The sequence below is a fragment of the Streptomyces sp. NPDC051020 genome, from assembly GCF_040683105.1.
Classification (GTDB): domain Bacteria; phylum Actinomycetota; class Actinomycetes; order Streptomycetales; family Streptomycetaceae; genus Streptomyces.
This window is the reverse complement of sequence record NZ_JBFBCG010000031.1, coordinates 78,292-91,162: the sequence shown is the minus strand read 5'-3', so window position 1 is coordinate 91,162 and position 12,871 is coordinate 78,292. Positions and strand designations below refer to the sequence as shown.

Below are 12,871 nucleotides of genomic sequence, written 5' to 3'. Positions count from 1 at the left end.
CTGGACCGGGACAGGACCTGGATCACGACTCCTGAAGCGGTTTGGCGAAGCAGCGGCTGCTCTCGTACGTGCGGTAGTGGCCGAACTTCTCGCAGGGGGTGTAGCCGCTGGAGGTGTACAGCGCGATCGCCTCCGGCTGCTGGTCGCCGGTCTCCAGCACCATCCGGGTGCGCCCCGCAGCCCGTGCGTCCGCTTCGAGGGTGGCGAGGATGCGGCGGGCCAGACCCCGTCCGCGGCCCTCCCGTACCACGAACATCCGCTTGAGTTCGGCGTCGCCGTCCGAGTAGCCCTCCTCGTTCCGGTCCTGCGTACGCCAGCCGCCGGTGGCGAGCGGCGCGCCCGACTCGTCGTAGGCGAGCAGATACAGACCGTTCGGCGGCCGGAACATGGACGGGTCGAGCGGTGTGACATCGCCCTCGTCCCCGTAGCGCTCGGCATACTCGAGCTGCACCTCGGCGTTGAGTTTGACGGCGTCAGGGTGGTCGAACGACCGAGGCTGGATATCCATGCAGAATATGGTACATGTATGCGGCCTGTGGTTGTCGGTACTGTGCCGGGATGCTCACCGTGACCACCGTAAATGTGAACGGGCTCCGCGCCGCCGCGAAAAAGGGCTTCACCGAGTGGCTGGCGCAGACCGACGCCGATGTGATCTGCCTGCAGGAAGTGCGCGCCGAGCCGCAGCAGCTCGCCGCCGAGGTGCGTGAGCCCGACGGGTGGCACACCGTGCACGCACCGGCCGCTGCCAAGGGGCGAGCCGGGGTCTCGCTCTACACGCGCCGGGCGCCGGAGCGGGTGCAGATCGGGTTCAGCGGGTTCGGGGACGCCGGGAGCGAGGAGTTCGACGACAGCGGCCGGTACGTCGAGGTCGACCTGCCCGGTGTCACGGTGGCGAGCCTGTACCTGCCATCCGGCGAGGTGGGTACGGAGCGGCAGGACGAGAAGGAGCGTTTCATGGCCGCCTTCCTGCCGTATCTGAAGGGGCTCAGGGAGCGGTCCGCGGCCGACGGCCGTGAGGTGCTGGTGTGCGGCGACTGGAACATCGCCCACCGGGAGGCCGACCTGAAGAACTGGAAGGACAACCAGAAGCGTGCCGGCTTCCTGCCGGAGGAGCGGGCCTGGCTGACCCGGGTCTTCGACGAGGCCGCGTACGTGGACGTGGTGCGGGCGCTGCACCCGGACGAGACGGGACCGTACTCCTGGTGGTCCTACCGGGGGCGCGCCTTCGACAATGACGCGGGCTGGCGCATCGACTACCAGGTGGCGACCCCCGGTCTCGCCGGGCGTGCGACAAAGGCATGGGTGGAGCGGGCCGCCACGCACGGCGAGCGGTGGAGCGACCACGCGCCGGTGACGGCCGTCTTCGGGCGGTAGGGGCCTCTACCCGGCCCGCCGGTAGCTGCTGCCGTCCTTGGAGCGGGTCAGCAGGCCTGCCACGACCAGGAAACGGCGCAGCGCCGCGAAGTCGTCGTGCACGGTGAGCAGCGCCTCGTTGACCTCGCGCTCGGTGTACGTGCGGTCCGGCTCGAACAGGGACTGCGCCAAGTGGGCGAGCAGCTGCTCGCGGCGGGCCGGCTTGCGCGGGATCGTGGCCAGCCGCCCGCGGGAGAACAGGGCGGCAACCCCGTGCGAACCGCTCGGATCGTTGTCGGACATGGGGGAAGCCTGGCGTACGGGGGAGGGGCGGTCAACGCGGTTTCGTCGGGGCGGTCGGCTCCTGCGCCCCGCCGGACGGGACCCCGGTGCGTTGCCGCCGTACCCGTGAGGCGCGGAGGGTCCGTCGGGTGGTGTCGCCCGACAGGCCGCGCAGCTGCCCAAGGCGTTCATCGTCCGGGGGCGTGTGGTGCGTAGTCACTTGTCGTGAGCTTCCGTGCTGTTCGACGACTTGTCGCGGGAGGATTGCGGCTCTGGTTCCTTCGGCTGCTGCGCTCCGGCGTCGCGGCGCAGCCGTCGGTCCAGGGCCATGGAGAGCTCGGCGTCCACCACGGCGTGGGCGAGCGGGCGGAGTCGGTGCGGTTCGGTCTGGGCGGTGTGGGCCTGGAGCACCTGCACGAAGAGTTCGGCGAGGGCGTCCGCGTGTTCCCGGACCCGGCGGCCCGCCGCGAGTACCGCGGAGAGCGGCACGCCCTCGCGTACCAGCTCCGCCGACGCTTCCAGCAGGCGGCGGCTGATGTGCACGATCCGGTCGCCGTCGGTGGCGAGATAGCCCAGGTCCAGGGCGGCGGCGAGGTTCTCCGGGGTGACCTCGCCCTCGAAGTGGTCCGCGAGCTGTTCGGGCGTGAGGCGGACCAGGGTCTCCTCGGTCGGCTCGCCCAGCCCCAGCACCTCGGCGACATCGCGGCCGCTCTCGAAGGTGCGGGCCAGATCGGCGATGCCGGTGAGGGTGTGACCGCGCTCCAGCAGTCCGGTGATGGTCCGCAGCCGGGCCAGGTGGTGGTCGTCGTACCAGGCGATGCGCCCCTCCCGGCGTGGTGGCGCGATCAGGCCGCGCTCCCGGTAGAAGCGCAGGGTCCGCACGGGGATGCCGGCCTCCTTGGCCAGCTCCTCCATGCGGTATTCGCGGTGCTCACGTCCTTCAGCCACCATCGCACCCTATGTTGTACCGCCGGTAACTTTCCCTGGCCGGACCCCTACCCATCGGTACGGGGCTGCTCTACTCTCCCAACGATGCCAGCGATTGCTGGCAGAGTCGTGTGACGTACCGCGGGAGGCGCCGGCATGGCCCAGCACGAGCATGTACGAGTGGCGGTGATCGGATCCGGATTCGGGGGCCTGGGGGCCGCGGTCCGGCTGCGCCGCGAAGGCATCACCGACTTCGTCGTCCTGGAGCGGGCCGACTCCGTCGGTGGCGCCTGGCGCGACAACAGCTACCCCGGCTGCGCCTGCGACGTACCGTCCCACCTCTACTCGTTCTCGTTCGCCCCCAACCCGGACTGGCCGCGCACCTTCTCCGGGCAGGAGCACATCCGCGCCTACCTGGAACGTGTCGCCGACACCTTCGGGCTGCGCCCGCACATCAGGCTGGGCCATGAAGTGACCATGATGCGGTGGGACAACGACGAGCTGAACTGGGTGATCGAGTCCGCGAACGGGACGACGATCGTCGCCGATGTCGTCGTCTCCGCGACCGGCCCGCTCTCCGACCCGAAGACGCCGGACATACCCGGTCTCGCCGGCTTCCCCGGCAAGGTCTTCCATTCGGCCCGCTGGGACCACGACTACGACCTGACCGGCAAGCGCGTCGCCATGGTCGGCACCGGCGCCTCCGCGATCCAGATCGTGCCGGCGATCCAGCCGAAGGCCGGCAGGCTGACCCTGTTCCAGCGCACCCCGCCGTGGGTCATGCCGCGCATGGACCGGAACATCAGTGGCGCCGAGCGGTGGCTGCACCGCGCGCTTCCGTTCACCGGCACCGCGCGCCGTGGACTGCTGTGGGGCATAAGGGAGGTGCAGGTCGGCGCCTTCACCAAGCACCCCGACGAGCTCGGCCTGGTGGAGAAGATGGCCAAGTCCAACATCGCGCGGGCCATCAAGGATCCCGCGCTGCGGGCCAAGCTGACGCCCTCGTACCGCATCGGCTGCAAGCGGATTCTGCTCTCCAGCACGTACTACCCGGCGCTCGCCCAGCCCAACGTGGATGTGGTCGCCTCCGGGCTGACCGAGGTGCGCGGCTCGACCGTCGTCGCCGGAGGGGGCACCTCCCAGGACGGAGTCTCTGGGGGAGGCACGGAGGCCGAGGTCGACGCGATCATCTTCGGCACCGGCTTCCATGTGACGGACATGCCGATCGCCGACCGGGTCGTCGGCGCGGAAGGCATCACGCTCGCCGATTCCTGGAAGGACGGCATGCAGTCGCTGCGGGGCGCGACGGCGGCGGGCTTCCCCAACTGGATGACGATCATCGGCCCCAACACGGGGCTCGGGAACTCCTCCATGATCCTGATGATCGAGTCCCAGCTGAACTACATGGCGGACTATCTGCGCCAGCTGAACGTCCTGGGCGGGCGGGCCGCGCTCGGTGCGCGGACGTCGGCGGTCGGGGCGTGGAACCGGCGGGTCCAGGAACGGATGAAGCGGACCGTGTGGAACACCGGTGGCTGCACCAGCTGGTATCTGGACGCGGGTGGGCGCAACACCACGGTCTGGCCGGGAACGACACGTGAGTTCCGCCGGGAGACACGGACGGTGGACCTCGGGGAGTACGAGGTCATCCGGCCCCGGAAGGCCGATGCCGCCGAGACCGCCGTCGACGGGAAGGCCGTCGTGGAGGAGGCCGCGTGATGAGCAGGACGCTGCGGCGCGAGGACGCCCCGCCGGTGCCCGCGCGCGAACTGACCGCCGTCTCCGCCGACGGCTCCCGCATCCACGTCGAGCTGCACGGGCCGGACGGCGCCCCCGCGGTCGTGCTCGCGCACGGCTGGACCTGCAACACCCATTTCTGGGCCGAGCAGATCCGGGACCTGGCGGTCGACCACCGGGTCGTCACCTACGACCAGCGCGGCCACGGCCGCACGCCCGCCGTCCGCCCCGAGGGGTACAGCACCGGCGCGCTCGCCGACGACCTCGAAGCGGTGCTGGCCACCGCACTGGCCCCCGGCGAACAGGCGGTGCTCGCCGGGCACTCCATGGGCGGCATGACGCTGATGGCCGCCTCACGGCGGGCCGGGCTGCGCGAGCACGCGGCAGCCGTACTGCTGTGCAGCACCGGCAGTTCGCGGCTGATCGCCGAGTCGCGCGTCGTACCGATGCGGGCCGGCGCGGTCCGCACCCGGATCACCCGCGCGATCCTCGGGGCGCGGGCTCCGCTCGGGCCGGTCACACCCGTCTCGAAGCGGATCCTCAAGTACGCGACGATGGGCGCCGGTTCGGCCCCGGAGCGGGTCGAGTCCTGTGCCCGGATCGTGCACGCCTGCCCGCGGGCGGCCCGGGTCTCCTGGGGGCATGTGCTCGCGGAGCTCGATCTCGACGCGAGCGTAAGGGAGTTGCGAGTGCCGGCCGCTGTGATCGCGGGTACGGAGGACCGGCTGACGCCGCCCGTCCACGCGCGCGCCCTCGCGGCGGCGCTGCCCGAATGCCTGGGGCTCACCGAGTTGGCGGGGATGGGCCACATGACACCGGTGGAGGCGCCGGAGGCGGTCACCGCGAGAATCCGGGAACTGGTCGCCGGGTATGTCACCGCTGCCACCGGGACGGTCAGTGGCACTGTTGAGGAGGAGGTCGTATGAGCGGCAGGCGCAGTCTCGAAGGACAGGTCGTGGTCGTCACCGGCGCGGCGCGCGGCGTGGGCGAGCTGCTGGCCCGCAAGCTCTCGGCGCGCGGCGCGAAGCTGGCGCTGGTCGGCCTGGAGCCGGACGAGCTGAAGAAGGTCTCCGAGCGGCTGCACGCGGAGAGCGACCACTGGTACGTGGACGTCACCGACCATGTGGCGATGGCACGGGTCGCGCAGGAGGTGAAGGAGCGCTTCGGCAAGGTCGATGTGGTCGTCGCCAACGCCGGGGTCGCCTCGGGCGGGCCGTTGGCCGACTCCGACCCGCAGGCGTGGCGGCGGGTCATCGAGGTCAATCTGATCGGCGGCGCGGTGACAGGGCGGGCGTTCCTGCCCGTACTGACGGAGAGCCGCGGCTACTTCCTGCAGATCGCGTCGCTCGCCGCGATCACTCCGGCGCCGATGATGACCGCGTACTGCGCGTCGAAGTCGGGCGTGGAGGCGTTCGCACACAGTCTGCGGGCGGAGGTCGGACACCGGGGCGTGAAGGTCGGCGTCGGCTATCTGTCCTGGACGGACACCGACATGGTGCGGGGTGCCGACGAGGACGACGTCATGCGGGAGTTGCGGCAGCGGCTGCCGTGGCCGGCGAACCGCACGTATCCGCTGGGCCCGGCGGTCGACCGGATCGTGGCAGGCATCGAGCGGCGTTCGGCGCATGTGTACGCGCAGCGGTGGCTGCGCGGCATGCAATCGGTGCGGGGATACCTGCCTGCGGTCATCGGGGTGGTCGGGCAGCGCGAGATGAAGCGGTTCGGGTCGCGGCTGGAGGGCGTGAGCAAGGGACTTGTGGGCGCCGGAGGCGCTGCGGACGAGGTCGCGCGGGGTGCGAGCACGCAGCGTAAGTGATCGAAATGCGTGAGATGTCCTGCCATGTAAGTCTGGTCGAGGCCCCAACGGGGTCACCCCCCAACGCATCCCGAGCATTCCACTAGGAGTGAACAGCATGGGTATCGCAGACCAGTTCAAGGACAAGGCGCAGGAGCTCGCCGAGCAGGCGAAGAAGAACACGGGCGAGAAGAAGGGCGAGCCGCGCGGGCGGACGTCCGCTGCGTCGGAACGGCCGCGGGGCAAGGCCCGGGACGCGGCGCAGGGGGCGCGTGACCGGTACGACGACGAGTCCTGACTCGTCGGTGCGAGGGGCGCGTTCGGGAGACCGGACGCGCCTCTCGCGTGTGTGGGACCTGATCCCCAAGTCCTCAATCGCCGGACGGGCTTGATGTGTCGATGTGGTTGGTGGCTATCGCGGCGGCAGCGGTGGCCGTACGCGGTTCGGGGCGTCCTCGTAGGTCGGTGGGGTCGACGCCGGGTGGGACTTCAGGAGTTCGAGCGCGATGTGCACCGCGTCGTCCAGCACCGCGTGCCGGCCCTCTGCCCAGTCCAGCGGAGTGCGCAGCGCTTCCACGTCCGGTTCGACACCGTGGTTCTCGATCGACCATCCGTACGCGTCGAACCACGCCGCGTTCATCGGCACCGTGATCACCGTGCCGTCGCCCAACCGGTGCCGGCCCGTCATGCCGACGACCCCGCCCCATGTCCGCTGGCCCACCACCGGGCCCAGTTCCAGCAGGCGGAACACGGCGGTGATCATGTCGCCGTCGGAGGAGGTCGCCTCGTCGGCGAGAGCCACCACCGGGCCGCGGGGGGCGTTGGAGGCGTACGAGACCGGCTGGGCATTGCGGGTCAGATCCCAGCCGAGGATCGTGCGGGTCAGTTTCTCGACGACCAGCTCGCTGATGTGGCCGCCCGCGTTGCCGCGTACGTCGACGATCAGGGCGGGGCGGGAGACCTCCATCCGCAGGTCGCGGTTGAACTGGGCCCAGCCGGAGCCGCCCATGTCGGGGATGTGCAGGTAGCCGCACTTGCCGGCACTCAGCTCCCGTACGACTTCGCGGCGTTTGGCGACCCAGTCCTGGTAGCGGAGCGGGCGCTCGTCGACCAAGGGGACGACGGCGACGCGGCGGGAGGGGCCTTCGCCCCCGGGCGGGCAGAAGGTGAGTTCGACGGTGGTCCCGCCCGCCTGGGAGAGGAGGGGGTAGGGGCCCGCGACCGGATCCACCGGGCGGCCGTCCACGTGGGTGAGGATCGCGCCGTCCCGGATGCCCGTGCCGGCGAGCGGTGAACGCGCCTTGGAGTCCGAGGAGTCGCCCGGCAGGATCCGCCGGACCAGCCACTTGCCGTCCCGGCACACCAGGTTCGCGCCGAGCAGTCCGATCGCCCGCTGGTAGTGCGGTGGGCCCTCGTTGCGGCGGGCGGGTCCCACGTACGCGTGCGAGGTGCCCAGTTCGCCGAGGACCTCGCGCAGCAGGTCCGCGAACTCGTCGGGAGTCGCGACCCGTTCGACCAGCGGACGGTACTGGTCAAGTACGCCCGGCCAGTCGATGCCGCACATGTCGGGTTCCCAGAAGTAGGAGCGGATGATGCGGCCCGCTTCCCCGTACGCCTGCCGCCATTCCGCCGCCGGGTCGACATCGTGCAGGATCCGCCGCAGGTCGAGATAGACCGTCGAGTCGCTGTCGCCGGCCTCGGTGGCCGGTACGGCGCGCAGTTCTCCGTCGTCCATGACGACCAGCCGGGTTGCGTCGCCGCTGACGGCGAACCAGTCGAGATGGACGACGAGTTCGGTCTTCCTGGCCTTCGTGATGTTGAAGTGTTCGAGCGTGGGACGGCCCGACATGTCGGCCGGGTTGGCGAACGTCTCGCCGAGCGCGCCCGAGATCGGCCAGCGCAGCCAGACGAGCCCGCCGCCGCTGACCGGGTGCAGCGCCGAGTACTTCGACGCGGTGACCGGGAACGGCGTCACCCGGTTCTCCAGCCCCTCGAACTCGACCGTGACCGTGGCTCCTTCGGCCGGAGTCGCTTCCGGGGTGTCGCCCGGGTCGAGGCCGCCCGCCGCCGGGCGCCCCTCCGGTGAGAGTGCGAAGGGGGACGGGGTGGCGGAGGAGAGCGGCACCAGGTACGGGCGGCAGCCGAGCGGGAAGGAGAGGTCACCGGTGTGCACGTCGTACACCGGGTCGAAGCCGCGCCAGGAGAGGAACGCGAGATACCGGCCGTCGCCGGTGAACACCGGGTTCTGGTCCTCGAAGCGGCCGTTGGTGACATCGACGATCACCGGGGCGCCCGCTCCCATGATCCGGGCCAGTTTGATCTGCCGCAGCGAGCGGCCGATCCCGGGATGCGACCAGGTCAGCCAGGCGCCGTCCGGTGAGAACGCCAGATCGCGGACCGGTCCGTTGATGGAGCGGATCAGCTCGGCCGGTTCCCCGGTGGACTCCTCGGCCGTGTCGAGGAGCAGCAGCCGGCCGTCGTGCGTGGCGATCGCGAGCCGTTCGCCCTCCGGGTCGGCGATCAGTTCGTGGACCCGGCCGACCTGCCCGGAGGCCAGCCGGCGCGGTGCCCGGTCACCGCTGGCGCGCGGCAGGTACGCGATCTCGATGGCGTCCTCGCCGTCCGCGTCCGTCACGTAGGCGACCTGGCCCATGCTGCCGAGCATCTCGGGCAGCCGGACCCGGACCCCGGGGGTGTCGGCGATCGTGCGGGCGGGCCCGTCGCGGTGGGTCAGCCAGTACAGACTGCCGCGGACCGAGACGGCGCTCGCCCGGCCCGTCTCGTCCACGGACAGCGAGTCGACATTGGTAGCGGCGGGCACCTGGTACGTACGCCGCCCGGCCCGCGGCCCGCCGAGCCGCACCGGCAGCTTCCGCGGCACCGCGTCCGGTGATTCGAGGTCGTCGACCAGCCACAGCTCGCCCGCGCACTGATAGACCACCCGGCGTCCGTCGCTGGACGCGTGCCGGGCGTAGAAGGCGTCGTGGTCGGTGTGGCGGCGCAGGTCGGAGCCGTCGGGCAGGCAGGAGTACAGGTTGCCGACGCCCTCGTGGTCGGAGAGGAAGGCGATCCGGCCGGCGACGAACATCGGCGAGTCCAGGTGGCCGCCGATATCGGGCAGCAGTCGCTTGCCGTGCAGCCACAGCCGCCCCATCGCCCCGCCCCGGTACCGCTTCCAGCCGGCCGGTTCGTGCGGGGGTGTGCCGGTGAGCAGGAGGGTGCGCCGTTCGCCGTCGATGTCCGCGACCGCGATGTCGGAGACCGGACCCCACGGGAGCTTGCCGCCGGGAGAGCCGTCCGTGGGAAGGCTGTAGGCCCAGGAGAAGTACGAGAACGGCTGCGCGTGCGAGGACACGGCGAGGATGTGCGACGTCTCGTCCGGATCGGGGGTCCAGCCGCAGACCCGGGCGTCGGTCGACCCCCAGTAGGTGAGCCGGCGGGCCGGTCCGCCCTCGACCGGGGCGAGATGGATCTCGGGATCCAGGGTGCGCCAGGTCGTGTACGCGATACGGGTCCCGCCGGGCGAGAAGCGCGGGTGACTGACCCGCGTCCGGTCGACGGTCACCCGCCACGCCCGGCCGGGCCCCTGCCCCTCGGGAGCAAGGGGAGAGACCCAGAGGTCGTCCTCGGCCGCGAAGCAGAGCAGGTCCTTGTGAAGGTGCGGGAAACGGAGATACGCGACGTCGTCACTCACCCCCCAATGCTTTCCGCGTGAGCGGGACGCGGCAACTCGTGGTGCGGAAGACGCTGTGGTGCAACACACAAGCGAAACGATGCGGTTTCGCTCAGCGGCGGGGTACCTTCGATGTGTACGAAACAGTTTCGTTCGACTGACTGTCGTACGAGTCGCAGGAGAGGAGGTCGGCCCATGGCACGCACCCGTCTCACGCCCGAGCGCGAGAGCGAGCTGTACGCCGCGGTGCTCGACCTGCTGCGCGAGGTCGGCTACGACGCCCTGACCATGGATGCCGTCGCCGCCCGTACCCGCTCCAGCAAGGCCACCCTCTACCGCCAGTGGGGGAGCAAGCCGGAGCTGGTCGTCAAGGCGCTGCGCCACGACAAGCCGGGCGACCTTGCCGAGATCGACACCGGTTCGCTGCGCGGAGATTTCCATGCCGCGCTGGGCCGGACCAACGACTGCCAGATGCAGAGAAGCTCCGCGCTGATGCGGGGCCTGATGCAAGCCGTCCACCACAATTCCGATCTGCACGAGGCACTGCGTGAACTGCTCATCGAGCCGGAGATAACCGGCCTCGACGCGCTGCTCCGCCGAGCCGTGGACCGGGGTGAACTGCGTCCGGACAACCCGGCGCTGAAATATGTACCGCACATGCTGGTCGGTGCTTTCACCGCTCGGCAGCTGGTCGAGGACCGCCCCATCGACCACGCGTTTCTCACCGACTACGTCGACTCCGTGATCCTCCCCGCTCTCGGCGTCTGACCCCGTCCCTTCCGTACGGCCCTCTCCCCAAGCCTCACCTGACACGCCGCTCTCGTCGTCGGGCTGGTTCACCACGCCCTTTTCCACCCACACGACCTGACCGGGAGTACACCTCCGTGGCCACATTCCTCTACAAGCTCGGACGGTTCGCCTTCCGGCGCCGCCGCTACGTCGCCCTTGTCTGGGTGGCACTGCTGGCGCTCGCCGGGTTCGGCGCCGCCTCCGCGTCCACCGCCACCTCCAGCTCCTTCTCCATTCCGGGTACGGAGGCTCAGAAGGCCTTCGACCTGCTTGAACAGCGTTTCCCCGACTCCAGAGCCGACGGCGCGACCGCGCGGGTCGTCTTCAAGGCCGGCGACGGCCAGAAGATGACGGACCCGGCGAACAAGGCCGAGGTCAACAGGATCGCGGACGAGCTGAAGTCGGGTTCGGACCAGATCGCCTCGGTCACCGACCCGTACACCGGCAACGCCGTCAGCAAGGACGGCTCCACGGCGTACGTCTCCGTGTCCTACAAGGTCAACTCGATGGCGCTGACCGATGCGACCCGGAGCGCCCTGGAGGACGCGGGCCACGCGGCGCAGAAGAGCGGGATGACCGTGGAGATCGGCGGCGACGCCCTCCAGGTGATGCCGGAGACCGGGGCCACCGAGATCATCGGTGTGGCGATCGCCGCAGTGGTTCTGGTCATCACCTTCGGCTCGCTCGTCGCGGCGGGTCTGCCGCTGCTCACCGCGCTCATCGGCGTCGGCATCGGCGTCTCGACGATCACGGCCCTGGCCAACGTGCTCGACCTGGGCTCCACCACCTCCACCCTCGCGATGATGATCGGCCTCGCGGTCGGCATCGACTACGCGCTCTTCATCGTCTCCCGCTACCGCGCCGAGCTGGCCGAGGGCCGCGAGCGCGAGGAAGCGGCGGGGCGGGCGGTCGGCACGGCCGGTTCCGCGGTCGTCTTCGCCGGTCTCACCGTCGTCATCGCCCTGGTCGGCCTGGCCGTCGTCAACATCCCGATGCTGTCGAAGATGGGCTTCGCCGCGGCCGGCACGGTCGCGATCGCCGTCCTGATCGCGCTCACCCTCGTCCCGGCGGTGATGGGCTTCGCGGGCAAGCGGGTCATGGGACGCAAGGCGCGCAAGGCCGCCGAGGCTTCGAGTCTGCCCGAGGCGAAGCCGAACATGGGTACCCGGTGGGCGCGGTTCGTCCTGCGCAAGCCGGTCTGGGTGCTGCTGGTCGGAGTCCTCGGCCTCGGGGCCATCGCCGTACCGGCCGCCTCGCTGGAGATGGGCCTGCCCGACGACGGCTCCCAGCCCACCAGCAGCACCCAGCGCCGCGCCTACGACCTGCTCTCCGACGGCTTCGGCCCCGGCTTCAACGGGCCGCTGATGGTCGTCGTGGACACGGCGAACAGCTCGGACGGCAAGGCCGCGGTCAAGCAGGTCTCCGACAAGATCTCCGGCATTGCGCACGTCGTCGCGGTCACCCCGGCGCACTTCAACAAGGCCGGCGACACCGCCATGATCACCGTGATCCCGAAGGACCGGCCGAGCTCCGCCGAGACGGAGAACGTGGTTCACGCCATCCGTGACGCGGGCACGGACATCAAGTCCGACACCGGCGCCGAGGTCCTGGTCACCGGATCCACAGCGATGAACATCGACTTCTCGCAGAAGATGAACGACGCGCTGCTGCCGTATCTGGCGCTCGTCGTCGGCCTGGCGTTCCTGCTGCTGATGCTGGTCTTCCGCTCGGTGCTGGTGCCGCTGAAGGCGGCTCTCGGCTTCCTGCTCTCGGTCGTCGCGGCCCTGGGTGCGGTCGTCGCGGTCTTCCAGTGGGGCTGGCTGGGTTCGCTCTTCGGCGTCGAACAGACCGGTCCGATCATGTCCATGATGCCGATCTTCATGGTGGGTGTGGTCTTCGGTCTCGCCATGGACTACGAGGTCTTCCTCGTCACCCGGATGCGCGAGGCGTATGTCCACGGGGAGAAGGCCCCGCAGGCGATCGTCACCGGCTTCCAGCACGGCGCCCGCGTCGTCACCGCCGCGGCCGTGATCATGATGGCGGTCTTCTCCGGGTTCATCGGCTCCAGCGAGACGATGATCAAGATGATCGGCTTCTCGCTCGCCATCGCCGTCTTCTTCGACGCGTTCGTCGTCCGGATGGCGATCGTGCCCGCGGTCCTTGCCTTGCTCGGCAAGCGCGCCTGGTGGCTGCCGCGCTGGCTGGACCGGCTGCTGCCCAATGTCGACGTGGAGGGCGAGAAGCTGCGCAAGCAGCTCGGCGAGACGTCGAGCGAAGACGCGCAGGGCGAGCGTGAGCTGACGCACGTCTGATCC

The 12,871-nt window shown here is 70.3% G+C and carries 11 protein-coding genes; 7 read left to right on the top strand and 4 right to left on the bottom strand.

What is annotated here, in order from left to right:
* Positions 1 to 22 precede the first annotated feature (22 nt).
* Positions 23 to 508, bottom strand: coding sequence for a GNAT family N-acetyltransferase (locus tag AB0N06_RS18890; protein WP_366135807.1), 486 nt, complete (start codon positions 506 to 508; stop codon positions 23 to 25).
* A 50-nt stretch (positions 509 to 558) separates the two neighbouring features.
* Between AB0N06_RS18890 and AB0N06_RS18885 the strand changes: the two genes are divergently transcribed.
* A complete protein-coding gene (locus AB0N06_RS18885; RefSeq protein ID WP_366135806.1) occupies positions 559 to 1,374 on the top strand; it encodes an exodeoxyribonuclease III in 816 nt (271 codons plus the stop codon).
* Positions 1,375 to 1,380: 6 nt separating this feature from the next.
* On the opposite strand, the gene AB0N06_RS18880 is transcribed toward AB0N06_RS18885, so the two are convergent.
* Positions 1,381 to 1,656 (bottom strand): DUF2087 domain-containing protein, encoded by a 276-nt coding sequence (locus tag AB0N06_RS18880; RefSeq protein ID WP_366135805.1) that lies wholly within the window; start codon positions 1,654 to 1,656, stop codon positions 1,381 to 1,383.
* 195 nt (positions 1,657 to 1,851) lie between these two features.
* Positions 1,852 to 2,550, bottom strand: a complete 699-nt coding sequence (locus tag AB0N06_RS18875; RefSeq protein ID WP_366135812.1) for a MerR family transcriptional regulator — start codon at positions 2,548 to 2,550, stop codon at positions 1,852 to 1,854.
* Between the two features lie 168 nt (positions 2,551 to 2,718).
* Here AB0N06_RS18875 and AB0N06_RS18870 point away from each other — a divergent pair, with 168 nt between their 5' ends.
* From AB0N06_RS18870 to AB0N06_RS18855, 4 genes are all read left to right on the top strand, one after another.
* Positions 2,719 to 4,281, top strand: coding sequence for an NAD(P)/FAD-dependent oxidoreductase (locus AB0N06_RS18870; RefSeq protein WP_366135804.1), 1,563 nt, complete (start codon positions 2,719 to 2,721; stop codon positions 4,279 to 4,281).
* Complete coding sequence (locus AB0N06_RS18865) at positions 4,281 to 5,225, top strand: alpha/beta hydrolase (protein WP_366135803.1); 945 nt, start codon at positions 4,281 to 4,283, stop codon at positions 5,223 to 5,225. Before AB0N06_RS18870 ends, AB0N06_RS18865 begins: the two co-directional genes overlap by 1 nt.
* Positions 5,222 to 6,115, top strand: a complete 894-nt coding sequence (locus AB0N06_RS18860; protein ID WP_366135802.1) for an SDR family oxidoreductase — start codon at positions 5,222 to 5,224, stop codon at positions 6,113 to 6,115. The genes AB0N06_RS18865 and AB0N06_RS18860 overlap by 4 nt, the downstream gene beginning before the upstream one ends.
* 97 nt (positions 6,116 to 6,212) lie before the next feature.
* Complete coding sequence (locus AB0N06_RS18855) at positions 6,213 to 6,392, top strand: hypothetical protein (RefSeq protein ID WP_366135801.1); 180 nt, start codon at positions 6,213 to 6,215, stop codon at positions 6,390 to 6,392.
* Between the two features lie 114 nt (positions 6,393 to 6,506).
* On the opposite strand, the gene AB0N06_RS18850 is transcribed toward AB0N06_RS18855, so the two are convergent.
* Entirely contained in the window at positions 6,507 to 9,788 is a 3,282-nt protein-coding gene (locus tag AB0N06_RS18850; protein ID WP_366135800.1) for a S41 family peptidase, read from the bottom strand.
* A gap of 174 nt (positions 9,789 to 9,962) precedes the next feature.
* Here AB0N06_RS18850 and AB0N06_RS18845 point away from each other — a divergent pair, with 174 nt between their 5' ends.
* Both AB0N06_RS18845 and AB0N06_RS18840 read left to right on the top strand, forming a co-directional pair.
* Positions 9,963 to 10,535, top strand: a complete 573-nt coding sequence (locus AB0N06_RS18845) for a TetR/AcrR family transcriptional regulator (RefSeq protein ID WP_366135799.1) — start codon at positions 9,963 to 9,965, stop codon at positions 10,533 to 10,535.
* Between the two features lie 116 nt (positions 10,536 to 10,651).
* Entirely contained in the window at positions 10,652 to 12,868 is a 2,217-nt protein-coding gene (locus AB0N06_RS18840; protein ID WP_366135798.1) for an MMPL family transporter, read from the top strand.
* Positions 12,869 to 12,871: the final 3 nt, after the last annotated feature.